The organism is Microbacterium sp. CGR1, assembly GCF_051062835.1.
Classification (GTDB): domain Bacteria; phylum Actinomycetota; class Actinomycetes; order Actinomycetales; family Microbacteriaceae; genus Microbacterium.
Genome location: NZ_JAOTPG010000001.1, coordinates 107,340 through 129,143, shown reverse-complemented (window position 1 = coordinate 129,143; position 21,804 = coordinate 107,340). Strand labels below are relative to the sequence as shown.

14 protein-coding genes and 1 tRNA gene are annotated in these 21,804 nt (G+C 68.9%); 6 read left to right on the top strand and 9 right to left on the bottom strand.

All coding sequences use genetic code 11. The features are described from left to right. Positions 1 to 8 precede the first annotated feature (8 nt). Positions 9 to 821, bottom strand: coding sequence for a carbon-nitrogen hydrolase family protein (locus tag OD997_RS00645; RefSeq protein WP_434329912.1), 813 nt, complete (start codon positions 819 to 821; stop codon positions 9 to 11). Positions 822 to 913: 92 nt separating this feature from the next. On the opposite strand from OD997_RS00645, the gene OD997_RS00640 reads away from it, so the two are divergent. Next, a tRNA-Met gene (locus OD997_RS00640) sits at positions 914 to 987 on the top strand. A gap of 66 nt (positions 988 to 1,053) precedes the next feature. Here the strand turns inward: OD997_RS00640 and OD997_RS00635 are convergent. The 3 genes from OD997_RS00635 to OD997_RS00625 all read right to left on the bottom strand — a co-directional run bounded on the left by OD997_RS00635 (position 1,054) and on the right by OD997_RS00625 (position 5,523). After that, positions 1,054 to 1,311 (bottom strand): hypothetical protein, encoded by a 258-nt coding sequence (locus OD997_RS00635; RefSeq protein ID WP_434329911.1) that lies wholly within the window; start codon positions 1,309 to 1,311, stop codon positions 1,054 to 1,056. 176 nt (positions 1,312 to 1,487) lie between these two features. Further along, positions 1,488 to 4,382: a UPF0182 family membrane protein gene (locus tag OD997_RS00630; protein WP_434329910.1), complete on the bottom strand. Its 2,895-nt coding sequence runs from the start codon at positions 4,380 to 4,382 to the stop codon at positions 1,488 to 1,490. 46 nt (positions 4,383 to 4,428) lie between these two features. Next, positions 4,429 to 5,523, bottom strand: a complete 1,095-nt coding sequence (locus OD997_RS00625) for a YlbL family protein (protein WP_434329909.1) — start codon at positions 5,521 to 5,523, stop codon at positions 4,429 to 4,431. Positions 5,524 to 5,640: 117 nt separating this feature from the next. Here OD997_RS00625 and OD997_RS00620 point away from each other — a divergent pair, with 117 nt between their 5' ends. After that, the gene (locus tag OD997_RS00620; RefSeq protein WP_434329908.1) at positions 5,641 to 7,074 is read left to right on the top strand and encodes a zinc-dependent metalloprotease; all 1,434 of its coding nucleotides are present in this window, start codon (positions 5,641 to 5,643) and stop codon (positions 7,072 to 7,074) included. A gap of 816 nt (positions 7,075 to 7,890) precedes the next feature. Here OD997_RS00620 and OD997_RS00615 read toward each other — a convergent pair. Then, on the bottom strand, positions 7,891 to 9,612 hold the full coding sequence (locus OD997_RS00615; RefSeq protein ID WP_434329907.1) for an ATP-dependent helicase: 1,722 nt from the start codon (positions 9,610 to 9,612) through the stop codon (positions 7,891 to 7,893). Beyond that, a complete protein-coding gene (gene nudC, locus OD997_RS00610) occupies positions 9,609 to 10,505 on the bottom strand; it encodes an NAD(+) diphosphatase (protein ID WP_434329906.1) in 897 nt (298 codons plus the stop codon). Before nudC ends, OD997_RS00615 begins: the two co-directional genes overlap by 4 nt. 64 nt (positions 10,506 to 10,569) lie before the next feature. On the opposite strand from nudC, the gene OD997_RS00605 reads away from it, so the two are divergent. Next, positions 10,570 to 11,919 carry a phosphotransferase gene (locus tag OD997_RS00605; protein WP_434329905.1) on the top strand — a complete coding sequence of 450 codons (1,350 nt, stop codon included), beginning with the start codon at positions 10,570 to 10,572 and terminating at the stop codon, positions 11,917 to 11,919. Here OD997_RS00605 and OD997_RS00600 read toward each other — a convergent pair. Beyond that, a complete protein-coding gene (locus OD997_RS00600) occupies positions 11,865 to 15,308 on the bottom strand; it encodes a UvrD-helicase domain-containing protein (RefSeq protein ID WP_434329904.1) in 3,444 nt (1,147 codons plus the stop codon). The two genes, OD997_RS00605 and OD997_RS00600, sit on opposite strands and share 55 nt — an antisense overlap. Beyond that, entirely contained in the window at positions 15,305 to 18,538 is a 3,234-nt protein-coding gene (locus OD997_RS00595) for an ATP-dependent helicase (protein WP_434329903.1), read from the bottom strand. The genes OD997_RS00600 and OD997_RS00595 overlap by 4 nt, the downstream gene beginning before the upstream one ends. 185 nt (positions 18,539 to 18,723) lie before the next feature. On the opposite strand from OD997_RS00595, the gene OD997_RS00590 reads away from it, so the two are divergent. Beyond that, positions 18,724 to 18,948, top strand: coding sequence for a DUF3107 domain-containing protein (locus tag OD997_RS00590; protein WP_056308584.1), 225 nt, complete (start codon positions 18,724 to 18,726; stop codon positions 18,946 to 18,948). 7 nt (positions 18,949 to 18,955) lie between these two features. Then, positions 18,956 to 19,243 (top strand): hypothetical protein, encoded by a 288-nt coding sequence (locus OD997_RS00585; RefSeq protein WP_434329902.1) that lies wholly within the window; start codon positions 18,956 to 18,958, stop codon positions 19,241 to 19,243. A gap of 127 nt (positions 19,244 to 19,370) precedes the next feature. Here OD997_RS00585 and OD997_RS00580 read toward each other — a convergent pair whose 3' ends face one another. Beyond that, positions 19,371 to 20,084 carry a ferritin-like fold-containing protein gene (locus OD997_RS00580; protein WP_311243131.1) on the bottom strand — a complete coding sequence of 238 codons (714 nt, stop codon included), beginning with the start codon at positions 20,082 to 20,084 and terminating at the stop codon, positions 19,371 to 19,373. 168 nt (positions 20,085 to 20,252) lie between these two features. On the opposite strand from OD997_RS00580, the gene OD997_RS00575 reads away from it, so the two are divergent. Then, on the top strand, positions 20,253 to 21,776 hold the full coding sequence (locus OD997_RS00575; protein WP_434329901.1) for a DEAD/DEAH box helicase: 1,524 nt from the start codon (positions 20,253 to 20,255) through the stop codon (positions 21,774 to 21,776). The last annotated feature ends 28 nt before the right edge of the window (positions 21,777 to 21,804 follow it).

Sequence of the window (21,804 nt, the reverse complement as noted above, 5' to 3'; positions counted from 1 at the left end):
ACGGCCGTTCAGCGCGGAGCCACCGAATAACGGCGCACACGCAGAGACGGGTTGACGGCGCGGACCCTGTCGATCCCGGCGCGCTCGACCGCGGCGACCGCTATGCCCTCCGCGGTCCCGACCCCCGCCAGCACGACGCCCTGAGGGTCCACGATCTGTGAATGTCCGACCCCGATCGGCGTCGGATGGTCGGCGGCGATCACGTAGGCGGTGTTCTCGATCGCCCGTGCGGCGAGAAGCGTCGTCCAGTGGTGCTCCTTGAGCGGGCCGCGCACCCATTCGGCGGGCACGACCAAGGCATCCGCACCCGCGTCCATCAGCGTGCGCGAGACCTCGGGGAACCGCAGGTCGTAGCAGGTCATCAGACCGAAACGGATGCCGGCGAGCTCGAACGTCGCAGCGATCCCGGTCTCCCCCGCTTCGACCCAGTCGGACTCGGTCTGACCGAACGCGTCGTACAGGTGCTGCTTGCGATAGGTGGCGAGGACACCGTCGCCGCGCACCGCCACGACCGTGTTGCGCACGTGTGTGGAATCCGAGGCGCGCTCGGCGAGCCCCGCCACGATCACGACGCCGTAGTCGGCGGCCAGCGCCGTCAGCGTCGACACGAACTCGCCGTCCAGAGTCTCGGCGTTCTCGGCGAGGGTCGCATCCATCGGATCCACGAAGTAGCTGGAGTACTCGGGGAACACGATCAGCGTGGCGCCCCGCGCCGCCGCATCCGCCGTCAGCTGCGCGATGCGCTCGCGGTTGTCCGCCCGGGACGCGGTCGGAGCGAACTGGCAGACGGCGACGGGGACTGCGGCAGAGTTCTCTGGCATGCTCCCCATCCTCCCGCATCGCGTCGATCCCGGCATGGGTTCCCGCCTCGATTCGCGCACCCTCAGAATCCGTGATAAGTTTCTTCTTGTGCCGCGGGGTGGAGCAGTTCGGTAGCTCGCCGGGCTCATAACCCGGAGGTCGCAGGTTCAAATCCTGTCCCCGCAACAAATGAAAGGCCCTCTGACTCGGAGAAATCCAGGTCAGAGGGCCTTTCGCTTTCCCTCGTGAGCGTCAGTAGTCCCACTCGAGTGACGGATCTGCAGGCACGAGCGGCCGATCATCCCGCTCCTGTCGCGGCTCCACTGTGACCTTCACCCGCGTCGCGGCGCAGACCAGGACGCTCATCATGCCGGTGCGGGCGGAGAAGCCGACGAAGGTGGGGCGCGTGCGGGCAGCCGTCTCGATCTTTCCCATGAGGTCGACCAGATCCTGCGCGGCGGTGAGCACGAACTCTTCGTCGTCGAACACTATGCGAGTGATGGTGCCCATCTGCTCCCCTTCGATCGGGAGACGCGATACCGCCTCTGCAATCGACGCTAGACAGACTCGGCGCTCACGGCTCGGGGGTTGCGCGGAACGCCCGAGCGTGCACCCCTGCGGTGAGAAGTCCCGGAAACGCGAATGGACGCCCTCTCGGGCGCCCATTCGACGATGTCACTGCGGGATCACTCCCCCGACGAGCTCTCCAGCCCGAGGAGCGTGTTCACCGCGTCGGTGAGGCGCTTGTCCGCCTCGGCGAACTTGGTCAGGTCACCCTCCTTGAGAGCTGCCTCACGGTCGGTGAGCGCCTGCTGGGCCGCCGCGAGAGCCTCGGCCTCGGCATCCGTCGGCGTGGTCGGCTCGGTGGGAACCTCACCGGTGTCGGGATCCGGCGCTGTGGGCTCGACCTGATCGTCTCCACCCGTCGCGCCGGCGTCACCGCCGAACAGCGTGTCGAGAGCCGCAGTCAGGGTGTCCTCGAAGGCGACCTTGTCGCCGAAGGCCACGAGGACCTTCTGCAGGCGAGGCAGCTTGGTCCCCTCGGACGACTGCACGTAGACGGGCTGCACGTAGAGCAGACCGCCACCGACGGGCAGGGTGAGCAGGTTTCCGTACAGGACCTCGGACTCCCCCTGCTGCAGCAGGTTGAGCTGCGGCACCACGGACGTATCCGAGTTGTACGTGTTCTGCACCTGACCGGGGCCGGGCACGGTCGTATCGGTATCGATCTCGAGCATCCGAAGCTGCCCGTAGCCCTCGGCCTTCACTCCGGCCTCCGAGCCGGCGTCCGAGTCGACCGCCAGATAGCCCATCAGGACGTCACGGTTGCTGCCGCCCTGCGCGGACGGGATGAACGTGGAGAACATCGAGAACCGCGGCGAATCCTGTCCTGGCATCTGCATCGTCAGGTAGTACGGCGGCTGCAGGACCGAATCGCTGCGCGGGTCGTTCGGCGTCTGCCAGCGGTTGTCCTGCTGAGCGAACGAGCCGGCGGTGTCGATGTGGTACGTGCCGAGGATGTCGCGCTGCACCTTGAACAGGTCGGTCGGGTAGCGGACGTGGCTCATCAGGTCCGCCGACATGTCGCTGACGGACTTCAGCGTCGACGGGTAGATGTTCTGCCACGTCTGCAGCACCGGATCCTGGTCGTCCCATGCGTAGAGCGTGACCGAACCGTCGTAGGCGTCGACCGTGGCCTTGACCGAGTTGCGGATGTAGTTGATCTCGTCGATCGCGAGCGTCGGCGACGGGAGGTTCGAGTCGGCGATCGCATCCGACAGGCTCACATTCGTCGAATAGGGATAGGTCGCGCTCGTCGTGTAGCCGTCGATGATCCAGACGATCTTGCCGTCCACGACACTCGGGTATGGGTCGCTGTCGAGCTCGAGGTACGGAGCGACCTTCTGCACGCGGGTCTTGGGATCGCGGTCGTACAGGATCTGCGAGTCGTCGTTCACGAGGTTCGAGAAGAGGATCTGCTCCGACTGGAACTTCAGCGCGTACAGCAGCTTCGTGAAGGTGTTGCCGATCTTCGGCCCGCCATCGCCCTCGAACGTGGTCTTGGTCTCGCTCGCGCCGTCCTTGCCTCGCGGGTAGTCGATCTCGACGGGATCGGTGCCGTCGGGGGCACCGACGATCGAGTACTCGGGAGAATTCTCGCCGAAGTAGACGCGCGGCTCGAAGTTCTCCTGGTCGGTGAGGAAGCCCGAGGAGGGGATGCCTCGTTCGAGGAACACCGGCTCGCCGTCGCTGGTGCGCTGGTTGCCGGCGGCTGCCACGAGTCCGTAGCCGTGGGTGTAGACCGCTGCGCGGTTGTTCCAGTTCGTGACGTCGACGCCGTTCATGTCGAGGTCGCGGACCGACACCACGGTGTCCTGCATCTCGCCGTCGATCTCATAGCGGTCGACGTCGAGCTTCTCCTGGAACTGGTAGTACCCGCGGTACTGCTCGAGCTGGCGCACAGCCGGGCTGATCACGTTCGGGTCGACGATGCGGATGGATGCCGTGGTCTCGGCGTCCTCGCGCAGCTGGCCGGCCTCGGCGTCGGTCTCGGCCTCGAAGGGAGTCGTCTCGAGGTCGGCGACCCCGTACGCCTCTTTAGTCCCGTCGATGTTCCGCTGGTAGAACTCCGCCTGGTACGCGTTCTGGTTCGGGCGCACCTGGAAGGTCGTCACGGCCCACGGGAAGCCGACGCCGACGACGAGCGAGGCGACGATCAGCAGCGCGGTCGCCGCGAGCGGGAAACGCCAGCGGCCGATGACGGCTGTGACGAAGAAGAGGATGGCCACGATCGCGGCGATGATCGTGAGGATCGCGAGCCCGGGGATGGTCGCATTGACGCCGGTGTACGCGGGGCCGACGATGCGGTCGTCCTGGGCGACGAGCGTCTTGTAGCGGTCGAGCCACAGGCTGGCGGCCTGCACCAGCAGGTAGAGACCGGCGATGATCGCGAGCTGGATGCGGGCGGGCTTCGAGATGCGCAGCTCGCCCTGGCCGATGCGGACCGAGCCGTAGAGGTACGACACGAGCGCCGTCACGATGAGCGTGAGCAGGAGCACCGCCGACACGAAGGCCAGAAGGATCGAGTAGAACGGCATCGCGAACATGTAGAAGCCGGTGTCCACGCCGAACTGCGGGTCGGTCGTGTCGGTCGCCACGCCGTTGGCCCAGAGCCACACGGTCTTCCACTGACTCGCGGCCGAGAACCCGGCGAACAGTCCGAAGAAGATCGGCATGCCCCACATCGCGAGGCGACGCAGCGGCTCGATGACCTCCTGGTACCGGTCGAGCTGCGAGCTGAGCCGCACGTAGACGGGACGCAGTCGATACGCGAGCTGGATGGCGACGAACAGCGGCACCGCCATACCGAGGAATCCGACGACGAACATCACCGCCGTGGCGAACCATTGGGTGGTGAGGACTCCCGCGAAGCCCACCTGGTCGAACCAGAGGAATTCGGTGTAGAGCGACGCGAAGACGAAGAAGACGGCGATCAGCGCGGCGATGATCGCCAACGAGATACCGAAGATTCTTCGCGAGGTTCGGGGAGTGGCCGGGTTCGGTGCAGAAGTCGAGGTCACCCTCCCATCCTAGGCACGCCTTACTGTGCTGCGGCTGTCATACCTATCACGGGGAGGTCACGACGTCGCAGGTCGGGAGCGATCCCACGTCGCCGCCGTTCGCGATCACCTCGAGTGCGTCGAGTGATTCCTCCAGCGTCGAGGTGCTGATCACGGTGAGGCCGTCCGGCACGTGACCGGTGACCTCGTCGCAGTTCGTGCTGGGTGCGAGGAAGTAGTCGGCTCCCGCGTCGCGGGCACCGTAGAGCTTCTGGCGGATGCCCCCGATCGGCCCGACGGTGCCGTCGGCCTCGATCGTGCCGGTGCCCGCGACGTTCTCGCCGCCGTTGAGCTCGCCCTCGGTGAGGGTGTCGATGATCCCGAGCGCGAACATCATCCCCGCACTCGGGCCGCCGACGTTGTCGAGCTGCAGGGTGACGTCGATCTCGAAGTCGTAGTCGGTGCGCAGGGTGACACCGATCAGCCAGGTGGTCACATCTCCGTCGACCTGCTTCTCGGGCGCCACCTCGACGACCTGCTCCTCACCTCCGCGCTGCACGGTCAGCTCGACGGGGTCTCCCCCGGCATCCTGGATGGCCTGTCGCAACTGCTTCGCCGAGGTCACCGCCGTGCCGTCGATCGCGGTGATGACGTCGTCGGCCTGGAGGACGCCCGTCGCGGGCGCATCCTCGACCACGTCGACCACCGCGACCTCGGCGCCCGTGTCGTAGCCGAGCTCGTTCAGGGCCGCTGCGGTCGCCTCGTGCTGCGAATCGACCATCAGGGTCGCGTTGCGCTCGTCGCGCTGTTCGGTGGTGACGCCTTCGGGGAAGACGGAGTCGAGCGGCACGACGGCGCGAGACGGATCCATCCAGGCGAGCGCCAGTTCGAACCAGCTCGGCGTGCGCTCTCGGTTGCCGACCACCTGGACGGTGGTGAGGTCGAGCGTGCCGGCGGTCTCAAAGGTCTCGGCGCCCTCGACGTGGATGAGGGGCACCTGCTCGCCGTCCGCGCCCGCGGCGGTGCCGAGCGTGTCGTAGACGGGTCCCGGCCGCTGGATGACGTAGGGCGTGGGGAGGAAGGTGAGAACGACGAGCGCGATCAACGCGACGATCAGCGCCCAGACTCCGAGTCCGAGCTTCACAGACCGTGTTCGATCCACAGTGTTCCTCCGTCGTTCGCGGGCGGCGTACAGCGATCTGCCCGCTTCGGGGTCTCGCGGCCGATCCTGTGACTAGCGTAGATGCCACGGCTTTAGGCGTGCTGAGAGGCGAGCGACATGTCAGACAACGACCCGACCCCCGAGGACTTCCAGGAGTTCCTCCGACGAATGATGTCCGGCCAGGGTGCCGGCGACATCGACCCCGAGGCGCTGCAGAACGCGTTCGCGGGCATGGAAGGCATCCAGTTCGACCCGGCGATGATGCAGACGATCATGTCGCAGCTGCAGGGCGCCTTCGGCGGCGACGCGTGGGAGAACGCGCTCCGCCAGGCGCTGCACATCGCGAACCGCGACGGGCTCGGGATCACCGACGGCTCGCGCACATCGCTGGTCGACTCGTTCGCCCTCGCCGATCTCTGGCTGAGCGAAGCGACGACCATCTCCGAACTCGCCGAGGCTCCGCGTGCAATGACCAGGGGCGAATGGGTCGAAGCGACCTTGCCCGTGTGGAAGGAGATCGCCGACCCCGTGTCGACGAGCATCGCCGATGCGCTCACCAGCGCACTCGACACCCAGGTGCCCGAAGACATGCGCGAGGTCGTGCAGGGAGCAGGAAAGCTCATGCGCGGGCTCGGCGGCTCGGTGTTCGCCGCGCAGTTCGGCCAGGTGCTCGGCAACCTCTCGCTCGAGGTCGTGTCGGGCGGAGACGTCGGCATCCCCGTTCTCCCCGCAGGCACCGCGGCCGTGATCCCGCAGAATCTCACCGCTTTCGGCGAGGGGCTCGAGATCCCCGAAGACCAGATCACCCTGTATCTCGCGACCCGAGAGCTGGCGTACGCGCGCCTGTACCGCCACGCCAAGTGGCTGCACCTGCACGTCATGGCTCAGATCACCGACTTCGCACGCGGAGTCACCGTCGACGTCGACGCCCTCGAGGACGTCGCCAGCCGACTCGACCCCTCGAACCCCGAAGAGCTCCGCGCGGCGATCGAGGGGGGAGCGCTGCTCCCCACTCAGACCGAGGCTCAGCGCGAGGCGCTGGCACGTCTGGAGAACCTCGTCGCCACGATCGACGGCTGGGTCGACGTGGTCACCGCGCAGGCGACCTCCCGCCTTCCCGACGGCGCCCGGATCGCCGAGGCGGCGCGTCGCCGTCGCGCGGTGGGCGGCCCTGCGGAGGATGCGCTCGGTGCGCTCGTCGGCCTGAAGCTGCGACCGCGCCGCCTCCGCGAGGCCTCGGCCATGTGGCAGGCGGTCACAGACGCCGTGGGCACCGCCGGACGCGACGCTCTCTGGGACTACCCCGACCTGATGCCGACCTCCGACGACATCGACGACCCCTCGAAGCTCGTCGCGAGGCTCCAGGCGACGGCGCGTGGCGAACAGCCCGTCGCCGACGAGTTCGACGAGGCGCTCGCACGTCTTCTCGACGGCGAGGACTTCTCGGGTGAGAAGCCCGAGACAGATGGCTCCGCAGAACCGGATGCTCCGGAATCCGACGCTCCGAAGTCCGACGGCGACGACGGTCCGGGCGGCGACCGCCCGGTGTGATCGACCGCGTTCTGCTCGCCGGGGATCCCTTCGACGAGCAGAGCGGCCGACGAGTTCTCCACGGATGCCGGTGACGGCGACATCTCGAGCTGCGGAGTCCGCAGAATCGAGGGATGTCTCCGCTGACTTCGCCGATCACCACTCGTCTGGATCCCGCCGTGCCTTTGCTCTGGCGCGACGGAGAGACCCTGCAGATCGGCATCGAGGGCACCCTCCGCATCTCGGCGGCGGAGCCCTGGGTCGAACGGCTGGTCTCGCGGATGGCCGCGGGGTTCCGTCGCTCGGCCTTCGACGTGGTCGCCCATGCGTCGGGCGCGCCTCGCGCAGACGCGCGGATGCTCCTCGCCCGCCTCGAGCCGCTGCTCGTCGACGACCCCGCGGCCCCACGCGCGGCCTGGGTCGAGAGCATCGACGTCCTCGACGGACGTTGCGAGTATCGGATGCGCGACGCGCTGCTCGACGAGGGCGTGGCCGCAGGCGTGCGTGAGGAACCGGGAGACATCGGCGTCGTCCTCGTCGAGGGCGCCGCCGCAGCCTTGCACTTCGCCCGCTACCTCCGTGAGGACATCGCCCACCTGCCCGTGTCGCTGGAGCGCGGTCGGACGACGGTCGGCCCGTTGGTCCTTCCCGGCGACTCGCCCTGTCTCACATGCCGGGATGAGCACGAGCGCGACCGTGACTCGGCATGGCCACGGATGCATGCACAGCTCATCGGGAGGGAATCCGGTCCGATCAGCGTCGCTCGGATCGCCGAGGCAGCGACCATCGTCGCGCGCCTGCTCGCGACCACGACCTCACCCGGGTCTTTCGTCGAGGTCAGCGGCGACGGTCGGCGCGCGTGGCGTTCGCTGACGTTTCACGAAGAATGCCGGTGCCGCGAGCAGTCGTTCCTATCTCTGCCAGGAACCGCGACGGTGCCCGCTCCCCTCGTCCCGCTGAGCGCGACCACGACAGCGACAGCGTACGCGCGGCGCGCGTGACCCCGACGTAGGCGAGACGCCGCTCCTCGTCGATCGCCTCGAAACCGGTGGCGTACGAGATCGGCAGAGCTCCCTCCGCCCAGCCCGCGAGGTACACATGCGGCCACTCGAGCCCCTTCGCCGCATGCAGAGTCGACAGGGTCACGGTGCGCATCGTGGGCTCGTGCTGATCTTTGGCACGCGCCATGAGTGCATCGCTGAAGGTGCGGAGATTCTCGTCGGGGCCTGCCTCCTCCGCAAGCCGGAGGATGGCCCGCCTCGCTTCCCACCCGTCGCGCTGGGCTCCGCCCGCCTCCGGCGGCTCCTCGGTGAGCCCGAGTTCCCGAAGCACCCGCTGTACACCCGGGAGGAACCCGTGCTCGGTCGGCGCGACGGCGGCGGCGCGCAGCGCGAGGATGGCCTGACGCACCTCCGGCATGGCGAAGAACCGCGTGCCGCCCAGCACCGATGTCGCGATGCCCTCGGCGGCGAGCGCCTGCTGCAGCACGGCGGACTGCGCGTGGGCGCGGTACAGCAGTGCGATGTCGGCGGGCGACGCTCCCGCTTCGATCCGCGCCGACACGGCGGCAGCGATGCCCTCGGCCTCCTCCCGCTCGGAGTCGTATGCGGTCACGGTCGGAGAATCCGCGTTGAAGGTCTCCCGCGCCGGAACGAGTTCGAGCGCGCCCGGCCTGCCCTTCATGAGAGCGTTGGCCGCTTCCAGGATCGGGGCCTGCGAGCGGTAGTTGGTCTCGAGTCGCACCACCGTCGCCTCGGGATGGCGTCGTTCGAACTCGAGCAGGAAGCGCTGCTCGGCGCCGGCGAACGAGTAGATCGTCTGGCTCGCGTCGCCGACGACGCAGATGTCCTTGCGATCCCCGAGCCAGAGCTCGAGCAGCCGGTTCTGCAGGGGCGAGACGTCCTGGTACTCGTCCACCGTGAAGTGCCGGTACTGCTCGTGCACGGACGCGGCGACCCGCGGCTCCGCCTCGAGCATGCCCGCGCACGCCAGCAGCACGTCCTCGAAGTCGAGCTGACGGCGCTCATCCTTCAGGGCCTCGTATCGCTGCTGCAGTTCCATCAGCTGCTCCGTGTCGATGCCGCTCATGGAACGGCCGAGTGACGCATGCTGCTCGACCGAGAGCATCGAGACCTTGCGCCACTCGATCTCCGAGGCGATGTCGCGCAGAGTGGCGGTGCTCGGCCGCAGTCGCATCGCGTCGGCGGCCTGACCGAGCATCCGCACCTTGTTGTCGATGATCGACGGTGCGGGAGAGCCGGCGAGAGTCGGCCAGAAGAAGTTGAGCTGCGCGAGGGCGGCGGCATGGAAGGTACGTGCGGCGACGCCCTCGACTCCGAGCGCGCGCAGGCGGCCTCGGAGTTCACCCGCGGCCTTGGCCGTGAAGGTCACCGCCATGACGCGCGACGGCGAGTACGCACCGGTGTCCACGCCGTGCGCGATGCGGTGGGTGATCACCCTCGTCTTGCCCGTGCCTGCGCCGGCAAGAACGGCGACGGGTCCTCGGAGGACGGATGCCGCTTCGCGCTGTCGATCGTCGAGGGCTTCGAGCGCGCTCACGCGCGCTCCTCGAACCACGACACGATGAGGGCGCGGGCGATGGATGCCGGGCCCGGCAGCCCGACGGGACCCTCTCCGGCGAGGGCGGACCCGATCTCGTCACGGGTGAACCAGCGCACGTCGATGATCTCCTCGCCGTCCGGGCGCAGCTCGTGGTCGTCGACGGCCACCGCGCGGAAGCCCAGCATCAACGAGCGCGGGAACGGCCAGGGCTGCGACGACACGTATCGGAGGGATGCCAGCCGGACTCCGGACTCCTCTTCGAGCTCGCGGTGGACCGTGGACTCGAGGGACTCCCCCGCCTCGGTGAAGCCGGCGAAGCAGGAGTACATCCGCCCACCCCAGTTCGCGTTGGCACCGAGCAGCAGTCGCTCGCCGTCCGAGCTCTCGACCGCCACGATGACGGCGGGGTCGGTACGAGGGAAGTGCTCCCGCCCGCACACGAGACAGTGCCTGGACCATCCGGCCTGGCGAAGCTCCGTCGCTCCACCGCAGGTGGGACAGAACGGCGCGTCGCGCAGCCAGCCGCCGAGAGCCAGCGCTTCGATCAGGAGCTCGGTGTCTTTGGCGCTCAGACGCGCACCGAGGTCGCGGAGCCCGAGCCAGGTCTCATCGGGAGTCGTGTCGACGGTATCGCCTTCGGGAGGCAGCACGGCGAGCAGGACGGCGACTCCGCTGGCGTCGCGTCCGAGAAGCGCCCAGGTGGCGTCCGTGATCTGCGACGGCGACACCCTGAGCAGCGTGGCCGCATCGAGGTCGCCCCCGGCGATGCGCACCCGCCCGTCACGCACGGCGATGACCTGCGAGGCGTCATCGGAGCGGAGTCGCTCGATCACTCCCGGCTCGGTCCTGAGCTCGGCGGCTCGGTCGAGGGACGTGTTCTTCGCGGTCATCGGCTCCCTCTCTCACGGGCGTGGCGGAAGCGGGACCGCCCCCGCGTCCACCTACCCTGGGGGTATGGGACGCTCTCCATTCACTCTAGCCGCGGCGGTGACTGCCGCACTGCCCGGCGCGGAGGTCACCGGAGCCCGCATCCTCAGCGCCGACGGCGACGGACGCTTCGACTCCGCGGTGGCCTCGCTCGCCGACGGACGCGAGCTCGCGATCCGAGTGGCCGATGACGACGAGACCGCACGCGAGCTCGCCGGCGAGGCGCTCGCCCTGCGCGCCCTCACGGCCGGAGCGCGGGCGATGCTCCCCTTCCGAGCCCCTGAGTACATCGGCGAGACACGGCTGGGCGACGCACGCGCACTGGTGACCGAATTGCTGCCCGGATTCCAGATCGAGGCGGCGATGGTGCCGGGCGGCCGCGGCGCCGCAGAGTCGATGGGTGCGGCGATCGCCGCCGTGCATTCCCTCCCGACCTCGGTCGTCCGCGGTGCAGGTCTGATCACGCGATCGGCTCAGGAGAGCCGCGACGAACTCGCCCGGCTCGTGGACTCCGCCGCATCGACCGGACGCGTTCCCGCGAGACTCACGGTCAGATGGCGTGAGGCCGTCGCCGACGACGACCTCTGGCGCTTCGAGTCCACCGTCGTGCTGGGCGGCGTGCAGGCCACATCCTTCATCTTCCGCGACGACCCCGAGCTCGGGCCGGAGGTCACCGGTCTCATCGGATGGCACTCCCTGGCCGTCGGCGACCCTGCGGTCGATCTTTCCTGGCTCTCCGCCGCCCCGGACGCATCTGCCGATGTGCATGCGTCCTACGCACGAGCCGCGGACCGCGTTCCCGACCCTGCGCTCGAGGTGCGTGCACGGTTGCTCGCGGAGCTCGAGTTCGCGCGCTGGCTGGTGCACGGCGATTCGCTGCGCCGACCCGACATCGTCGATGACGCCGCAGCTCTGCTCGAGGCACTCGCCGACGGACTGCATGACGATGACCTGGGAGTCATCGCCTCGCGCAGCGAAGGAGTCGATTCGGCCCTGGATGCTCTCGACCGCGTGCCGGCGAGCACTCTCTCGGGCGTCGACACGTCGATGCAGACAGACGCATACAACCCCAACGAGCTGTGGCGCGATGAGGATGCCGACGGCGACAGCACGAGCGATCTCAGTGATGCCGCCGCGGATGCCGCTCATCGCCTGCAGGTGGGCGGGCTCGAGACGGAGGATCTCACGTCGGTGCGCTCGGCCGTCTCTGACGACCGCTCGCCGGCCGACCGTGCGGCGGATGGACGTGACGACGACCGCGACCGTGATCGCGACGCGCAGCGCTCAGGAACGTCCGACGGCGGCTCGCCGGAGGACGAGGCTCAGCGTGCGGCCCGGGCAGCGCTCCAGCGTTGGAAGAGCTCCGACTCGGAGTAGACACGGTCGCCTCGGATGACGAGGTCGTCGGCGACGTAGTACAGCGCGACGTCGATGTCATCGAGCGGCACTCCGAAACGGCGGTGATACGCGAGGCGGTAGAGCGCGAGCTGCAGCATCCGCTCTTCTCGCTCCTTCGCCGTGCGGGGAGCCTTGCCCGTCTTCCAGTCGACGATCTCGATGCGGCCGCCTCGGTCTTCTCGCCGGTAGACCGCATCGAGCTTGCAGATCACGATGTGGCCCTCGCCCGAACTCGCGCCGCCCAGAGCGAAGTCGATCTCGATCTCGACCGCGATCGGCTTCAGGCCGCCCCATTCGCTGCGCTCGAAGATCTGCTGGAGACCACCGAGATCTTCGGCGTCAGCCGGGGAGACCTCCGCACCGCCGCCTTCCGATCCGAACGCGGGGTCGTCCTCGTCGATCTCCCAGAGCGCCTCGTCGACGCGGTGTCCGACACCCACGAGTTCGCTGCGCCGCTCCACCCAGGCATGGAACAGTGTGCCCAGTCGGGTCTGGCGATACGGTCGCTCGGGCATCGGCCGCACGATGGATGACACCGTGCCCCCGAAGTCCGTGACGTAGTCCTTGAAGCGCGAGGCGGGCACGCGCGTGGGGGGCGGTGCGTCCGTCCCCCTCAACCTCGCCGCCCGTTCTGCGAGCAACCGCGTCAGTTCGGGAGAGGCCACCGGGTCGCTCTCGGCCGACCCGCGCACCGATTCTGCGGCCTTCTCGACCACCGCTCGACGCGCGCCGAGCGGATCGATGGGCCAGGAGAGGGTCGCGCCCGGGCCGTCGTAGGGATTGAGCTCAGGGTCGACGTCGTCGATCGATCGCGCACCGGTCGCCTCGATCGCCTCGATCAGGTACGGACTCGGCGCCTTCGGCTGCTTCTGCCCAGCCCAGTGCGACCCGGTCAGGAGCAGGTCGCTGCGCGCCCTGGTGACGGCGACGTAGGCGAGTCGCCGCTCTTCTTCCTGCTGGTACTCCCGGTACGAGTCCTTGAACACCGTGAGTGCGCCGGGTGCCGTCTTGCTGCGACTGGTGAGCGATGCGATCCCGGCTTTGAGCCGCTTGGCCGGGTCGAGCTCCTCGTCGGAGGGCGGGATCCAGCTGAACGTCGGCAGGGCCGCGCTGTCGCCGCGCAGAGCGAACGGCAGCACCCCGAAGCCGAACCACCCCGCCGTGTCCGTCGGGCGCGAGGGGAGCTCGCCCTCGACCATGCGGACGACGGCGACCGCATCCCATTCGAGGCCCTTGGATCCGTGAATGGTCAGCAGCTGAACCACCCCGGGCTCGGGCGGCTCGGGTCGCGGGACCAGCTCGTCGGTGCTCTCGGCCTTGTCGAGCCAGGCCAGGAGACTGGAGATGGTCCCCCGCTCGTCGGCTGCGAGGAAGGTGCGCACCTCGTCGGTGAACGCCCGCAGCTGAGTCGCCGCGATACGCGCGGGGCCTCTCGTCTCGTTCGCCGCGAGCTCGATGTCGAGACGCAGCTCGAGCTCGATGAGCCTCAACACGTCGGGAAGCGGAAGGGACGAGGCTCGACGGAGGCGTTCGAGCATCTCCCCCGCCGCGCGTATGCGGGCCCGCCCCTCGGGAGTGATCCGTGCCAGAAGACGATAGTCGTCGCTGAGACCGCGGAGCACGTCGACGGCGTCGACGATCGAGAGAGCTTCATCGGCACCGCGTGATGCACGGATGCGCTGCCGGAGCTCGTCGTCCAGAGGCAGCAGCCCGCTGTCCCGCCTCGACAGCTCGGCAGCGAGTTCTTGGAGGGCGGCCATGTCGGCGATCCCGACCGCGAATCGGGGCCCGACGAGGAGTCTGATCAGCGCGGAGCCTGCGGTGGGGTCGTGCAGCACGCGCAGCGTCGAGACGACGTCGACGACCTCGGGCGTCGCCAGGAGTCCGCCCAGTCCCAGAATCCGGTGCGGGATTCCCTGCGCGGCGAGCGCCGCGGCGAACGTCTGCATGTGTCGCTTCGACCGGAACAGGACGGCTCCGGTGTGCGGCTTCGCGCCGTCGTCATGCGCCGCGCGACGCGCTGCGAACCACTCGGCGACCTCACGCGCCTCGTCGTCGACCGTGAGCGGGAACCGGATCTCCACCGCACCCTCCCCCGCGCCTGGGCGAGCCTCGAGCGGTGGCACGTCCAACCCCGGTCGGCGAAGTGGACCGAGGACCCTGTTCGCGATGCCGAGGATGCTCCGGTCGTTGCGCCAGCTCGTCATCAGGCTGTAGTTGCCGACCGATTCCTTCTCGGAGAAGGTCCGCGCGAAGGCGTGCAGGTTGTCTGCGCTGGCACCGCGCCATCCGTAGATCGACTGGTGCGGGTCTCCTACGGCCATCACGGCGGAGTCTCGGAAGAGTCGGGCGAGGAACTGCGTCTGGATCACCGAGGTGTCCTGGTACTCGTCCAGAAGCACGACGCGATGCTGCTGTCGCAGTTCGTCGCGCACATCGGGCGATGATTCGACGATGTCGTAGGCGCCGCTGACCTGATCGGCGAAGTCCAGCACACCGCGGCGCTCCTTCTCCGCGATGTATTCGCGGACCAGGATCGAGAGCGCGGGGAGGGCGCGCAGGTTCGCCGTGACGGTCGAGATGTCGGCGTTGCTCCGATACGGCTCGAACGCGTCGGCCTGACGCGATGCGATCCGATCCGCGCGTTCGAGGTCCGCTCGGTGATCGAGAGAGTCACCGGCCAGCCGCTGGACCGCGTCGACCACACCGGCCACCGATCGGTCGATCTCCTCCAGCTCCGGCAGGTCGGCGCGGAGAACGATGTCCCGCGCCAGCATCCATGACGCGGCCTGGCTGAGCATGGCGACGTCGGAGTCACGGCCGATCCGTGCCGCGTGCTCCCGCACGATGCCGTCCGCGAACGCGTTGTACGTCGAGACCTTCGGGCGGATCAGCAGATCCTCGACCGCAGGCGGAGTCACATCGCCCGCGGTTCCGAAGCTCTCTGCGAGCGCGTCGAGCACCTGCGACCTGACGACCTCCCGCTGACGGGCGTTCGCCGCGCGCGACACTCGTTCGAGCGCGCCGCTCGCCACGATCTCCGGCAGGTGCGGCAGAAGACCTCGCCTGCCGTACTCGTCGATGAGCGCGAGCCGGATACCGATCCGTTCCGCGAGCTCGCCGGCGGCTTTGCGGGTGAAGGTCAGCCCGAGGATCTCATCGCGGCGCACATGCCCGTTCGCCACGAGCCAGACGACGCGTCCGGACATCGTCTCGGTCTTGCCACTGCCCGCCCCTGCGACGACGAGTGCGGGTGCCGGCGGCGATTCGATCACTCGCTGCTGCGCCTCGGTGGGCGCCGGGAGCCCGAGCGCCGCGGCGACGTCGAGGGCGGAGATGCCGTTCCCCGACCCTGTCCATGCGGTCATGCGCTCACCGCCGCGACGGTGTGGATCCGGCACGGCTGGACTCGCCACTGCGTGTCCGCGCAGTGCGATTCGACGTGCGCGGTGAAGCTCGACGCCGACATGCCTCGAGCCGCCTCCGCGATCCGGCCGAGGAAATGCACCCGCTCGTCTCCCGCGAGAGTGTGCTGATGCGCGACACGGAAATCGCTGCCTGCCAGTGTCTTCGCCACCAGGACGAGGCGCGCTCCGGCGAGCGCGGCCGGATCAGCGCCGGCGATGAGCCCTTCCTGCACGGCCACCTGATACGCCGCGAGCTGGGCGTGGTCTGCGACCTTCTGCTCGCTCTCGGGCTCGTACTTGCCGGTCTTCAGGTCGACGACCACGATGCGCTCTCCGTTCTGCGCGTCCGCCATGCGCGTCCACTTCTGCCCTCGGGCCTTCGCGTGCTCGCCGCCGCCTGGTGCGTATGCCTCGACCCTGTCGATGAAGCCGTGCACGATCGCTTCGTGAGGGTGCGACTCCGCCTCGATGCTCGCCGCGCGCGCGGTGGGCACCGCGCCAGATTCCTCGGGGATGTCGACGGCGAAGCGGAACTCGACCTCACCGGCGATCACACGGCCACCGTCCGCTGCGACGTCCGAGAGGTAGCTGTGCAGTCGATCGATGTAGAGATCCGCCCGGCGGCGCTCTTTTCGTCCGATCCACGCCGTCTCGAAGTCGAGCTCTGGCCAGTGCTCGGCGAGGACGCCGCGCAGGCGCTCCAGCTCACCGTCGGGCACCTGCTCCATCGCCTCGTGGATGATCGTTCCGATCCCCGCAGAGGGCGGCATCACCGTGTCGCCCCCGAGTGCGGATACGGCCCAGTTCAGCTCGCACTCCTCGAAGGACTCCATCCGCGACGGCGACACCCGCGCGGCCTCGACCGTCAGGTCATGCAGGGGCGCCTCCGTCGACGGCGGCGTCACGCCGTACCACTCGGCAGGATTCGCGCCGGGCACGCGCTCTCTCGCGAGCACCGCCAGTTGGGAGGCCGCATGCTCGCGCGCGAGCGCGGAGGTCGATGAGGTCAGCACGCGACGGTGGCGGGCGACGAGCCCGCGCAGGGTGAGGGGATGCTCGGCCGACGCGTGCATCTCGGGCGGATCGGGCGCCGGGAGGAAGGCGAAGAACGGGCTCGGCGTCATGTCGTCATCGTCGACGGCGGTGATCAGGAGTCGCCGACGTGACCGCGAGATCGCGCGGACGAAGAGGCGCAGCTCGTCGTGCAGCGCACCCCGGCGCCGATCGAGCACATCGGGAGGCTGCTCGGCGGTTCCGGTGCGGGCCGCGAGCAGCGCGTCGGCGAGCCGCCAGGTCTGCAGCATTCCTCCGCGGAGCCGGACGTTGGGCCAGACGCCGTCCTGAACCCCCGCGACCACCACTGCGTCGAACTCGGTGCCGAGAGCCGTCGCGGGAGTGAGCAGCGTCACCCGTCCCGGTCGATCCGGGCTTGCGAGTGAGTCCTCCGGCACCTCGCTGTCGAGGATGTCGCGGACGAACACTTCCGGCTTCTCATTCGGGGTTCGCTCGACGAACCGCTTTGCGGCACCGAACAGGGATACCAGCGCGTCGAGCGCCCTCGCAGTCTCAGACCCGCTCGCCTGCAGTGACATCTCCCGCCAGGCGATCTGCAGCTTTCGGCCGTCGACGGCCCTCGACTCATCCCACACTCGCCAGAGGAGGTCGTGGATCGTCTCGCCCGCCGCGGCCCCGTCGGCCACCTCGGCGACCGTCTGCGCGAAGCGCGCGGCCCTGCGGGACTCCTGAGCGTCGATCAGGTCGAGGTGCGCGGGCGAGGTCAGCGCCTGGCGCAGCAGCTCTCGAGCTGGGGTGGAGCCGCCGTGCTCGAGCTCGATGTGGCGAAGACGCGCGCGTAGGCGGCGCAGTCCGATGGCGTCCATCCCGCCGAACGGAGTGCGCAGTGACTCCTCCCAGTCCTGGGAGGAACGCTCGTCGGGTGCGGTGAGGGCCAGCCGCACGATGCCGACGATGTCGCGGACGACCGACTCGCTGCCGAGCGGACGCTGCACTCCGGCGGCGCGCGTCGGGATCTCGCGGGCCGCCAGTTCCGTCTCGAGCTGGGTCACCTGGCGGGTGTCATGCGCGATCACCGCCATGCGATCCCACGGGACATCGTGCGCCAGGTGCCATTCGCGCATCACGCCCGCTATACGATCGAGCTCCTCATGCGGCGACGGCGCCACGAAAGTGCTGACGGCGGCTGTCGCTCCGCCCTCCTCCGGTTCGGCGGGGACAGGAGCGCGCCGATGGTCGACACGACCGGACACGCCGATCGCCTGCGTGACCGTCCGCGTCAATGCGGTGAGCGCCGCGGCCTGCCGATGCGGACCGTCGAGGACATGAACCTCGCCGAGCTCGGTCGCGAGCCGGGAGAACAGTTCAGGACTCGCTCCTCGGAAGGCACCGGACGAGATGTCGGGATCGCCGAAGGCGAGAACGGCGATACCGCGGGCCCGGAGGGACTCGACCACCGCGATGCCGCCCCTGGTGAGCTCTTGAGCATCGTCGATCAGGACGGCTCTGAGGGGGGCGAGAGGGCCGAGGGCCGCAGCATCCGCCGTGCGCAGGATCGCACTGGCCTCTGCGAGCAGGTCAGCGGCGTCCCGATGCGATGCGCGCGCCAGATCGAGAACCGCCCGGTACTCGACGAGGAAGTCGGCGACCGCAGCCCACGCGGGGTCGCCCGCCGCCCGGAGCTCGGCCGGCTGCGCGCCGAGCTCGACGCACTCCGCGAGGAAGGCCCGGAGCTCGGAGCGGAATCCCTTGGACGCTCGGACCGACGGGCTCAGCGCTTCGGGCCAGGCGATGCGGTCGTCTTCGGCGTCGCCCGCGAGCAGCTCGGCGATGATGCGGTCCTGATCGGCCCCTGTCAGCAGCGCCGGAGGCTCGGCTCCTGCGCGGACCATCGCTCCACGCACGACCTGGAAGGCGAACGACCCGAGCGATCGCGCGAGCGGACCAGGGGTCGCCTGACCGATCCGCACACCGATCCGGTCGCGCAGAGCCGTCGCAGCCTGTCTGCTGGGCGTGAGCACGAGGAGTTCTTCGGGACGGACTCCGCGGGAGTCGAGCAGATGCACGACACGCTCGGTGAGGGTACGGGTCTTGCCCGTTCCCGGCGCGCCGATGATGACTCCGGATGCCGTGACGTCAGCGCCGATCACGGCGTTCTGCGCGGCATCCTCTGTCATGTCCTCCACGCTACTGGGGCGTACGGACATCATCGGCCGGGCGGTGCCGCACGTGCTGTGCGCTCACGGCGAAACCAGCCTCTCCGCCGATCCGGGGGCGTCGCCGCCCGGTAGAGTTGGGCGCAGTCGTCGACCTCCGTGGTCGACTCGACCACAGCATCGTCGACTGGAAAACAGGAGTACGCGTGGAAATCCGCATCGGCATCATCAACACCGGCCGCGAGCTCAGCTTCGAGACCGCATCGAGCGCGGACGAGGTCCGCACGCAGGTCGCCTCGGCCCTCGAGCAGAACACTTCGCACCTGAACTTCTCCGATGTCAAGGGGAACTCGTACCTGGTTCCCACCGCGAACCTCGCGTACATCGAACTGGGCACCGAGGAGTCCCGTCGCGTCGGCTTCTTCGCCTGACACCGCGATGTACATCCTTCTCGCACTCATCGGGGCGTGCGCACTCGGCATCGCCGCCCACTTCATGATCGGTGGGCGAGAACTGCGCGGAGTCGCGCTGACGCCCGCGATCGCCACGGCTCTCGCAGCCCTCGTCTACACCGGTCTGCAATGGCTGGGTGTGGGCGAGGACAGCGTCTGGCTCTGGCTTGCCAGCGTTCTGGGCTCGGTCGCCGTGGCTGCGGCACTGACCGTCGCGATCGTCGCGTTCCGTCGCCGGTCGGACGCCACGGCCAAGGCCGCACTCGGCATCTGACAGCGCACTCACGAGATGTCGATCAGCTGATCGACATCTCGTTCGGCGTGATCGGAGCGATCCCGGCCGTGATCGCCTGGCGCCTGACGCGGCGCCTCGAGCGGATGCGGGCGCAGGAGGTCGTGCCCTAAGAAGCCAGGCCCATCGCATCCATGCGCCGTGCGTGGGCTCCCATGAGTTCGGTGTAGACGAGCTCGACGCGGTCCTCGCTCATGGCGGCGAGCTCGGGCTGACGCAGAGCCGACCGGCAGACGAGGATCGTGTCGCCGACCAGACGACGAGCCCACATCGACAGCAGCGAGCGCCACTCGCCGTCACCGTCGATCGTCTCCTGGATGATCGCGACGATCTCGTGTCGAGCATCGTCCTCGCTGAGGATCTCCGCCACCCGTTCGCCCGTGTCGCCGTAGCTCGACGCGAGCGCGAAGTAGAAGTCGTCGAGCATCCCCGCCGTGATGTAGACGGCCAGGAGGGTCTCGCGCGGGCGGGCGCCGATCGTCTTGCGACGGAATGCATCGAGGTTCTCCCTGAACGGGAGCATCAGCTGCGTGGGGTCGTCCCCGCGCTCGGCGATCAGATCGACGATCGCCCTGTGCTTCGTCAGCGCAGCGCCCGCGGCGCGGGACAGCGACTCCTTCTCGGACAGCTCCGGGGTCGCTCTGATCAGACGGGTCAGCGTCTCGAAGTAGCCGAGCTGCAGGTACGCCGCCTGTCCGAGGAACCGGGTGAGCTCGGGCGCGAGCTCGGCGAAGTCGACGCGCGTCGAGGCGCTCTGCTCCCCGCGACTGCGCAACGTCATCGTTCGCCGGGGCGTCCTACGCTTCCAGAACCAGTTCACCACGGGGTTCACAATACTCGGGCGACGCGGTACTTCCGGGCGCCACCACCCCCTCGGGTAGGCTGGTGCTGTCCCCGCCGTCGGAGCGGGGCCCGCGCCTGTGGCACATGAGACGGCGTGGATCCGTGAAACATGGCGATCCTCGTAGGTCGCCGGACAGGCATCTGAACATTGACAACCTTCGCTGATCTCGGAATCGATCAGGACATCGTCGACGCACTCGCCTCCAAGGGCATCGTCGACGCATTCCCGATCCAGGAGCAGACCATCCCCCTCGGCCTTCCCGGCCAGGACATCATCGGCCAGGCCAAGACCGGAACCGGAAAGACCTTCGGCTTCGGCATCCCCGTCGTGCAGCGACTGGGCCTGAACCCGGAGCACGGCGTCAAGGCGCTGATCGTGGTTCCCACTCGTGAGCTCGCCGTGCAGGTGTACGAGGATATCGACCTGCTCACCAGCAACCGCTCGACCAGCGTCGTCGCGATCTACGGCGGCAAGGCCTACGAGGGTCAGATCGACCAGCTCAAGGCCGGCGCACAGATCGTCGTCGGCACGCCCGGTCGTCTCATCGACCTCGCTGGCCAGCGTCTGCTCGACCTCTCGAACGCGACCGAGGTCGTGCTCGACGAGGCCGACAAGATGCTCGACCTCGGCTTCCTCGCAGACATCGAGAAGATCTTCCAGCGCGTGCCCGCGGTGCGGCACACGCAGCTCTTCTCGGCGACCATGCCCGGCCCGATCGTCGCGCTCGCCCGCCGCTTCATGTCGAACCCGATCCACATCCGGGCCAACGACCCCGATGAGGGCCTGACACAGGCCAACATCAAGCACCTCGTCTACCGCGCCCACTCGCTCGACAAGGACGAGATCATCGCCCGCATCCTGCAGGCCGAAGGCCGCGGCAAGACCGTGATCTTCACCCGCACCAAGCGTGCGGCGCAGCGTCTCGTCGATGAGCTCGGCGACCGCGGCTTCAACGTCGGGGGCGTCCATGGCGACATGGGCCAGGATCAGCGCGAGCGCTCGATGGCCGCGTTCAAGGCGGGTAAGCGCGATGTGCTCGTCGCGACCGATGTCGCCGCGCGAGGCATCGACGTCGACGACGTCACGCACGTGATCAACCACACCATCCCGGATGAGGACAAGACGTACCTGCACCGCGCCGGTCGCACGGGCCGCGCGGGCAAGACCGGCATCGCCGTGACGTTCGTCGACTGGGAGGACCTGCACAAGTGGGCGCTGATCAACCGCGCCCTCGAGTTCGGCCAGCCCGAGCCCGTCGAGACCTACTCGTCGAGCCCGCACCTGTTCGAGGACCTCGACATCCCGGCCGGCACCAAGGGCCGCCTCGTCTCGGCACCGAAGACGCAGTCGGTGAAGACCGAGCGCGCGCCTCGTCCGGAGCGCGCAGCGGATGCCGCCGCCGAGGGAACAGAAGAGGGCGGCACCCGCCGTCGGCGTCGTCGTCGCGGCGGCTCGAACCCGGTGGGCTCGACGTTCGCAGAGGGCACGACCGACTCGACATCAGGCGACTCGCAGTCCGCGCCGTCGGGTGACCGCAGCGCCGAGGGCGCCGGCACGCACGACGGGGCCGGCAAGGAGCACCACGACGGCAAGCCCGCACCGGCACGCCGTCGCCGTCGCCGCCGCGGCGGCTCGGGCGGTACGGGTGCAGCTCCGGTCGTCGGAGCCTGACAGACCTCGATCTGATCGACGACAGAGG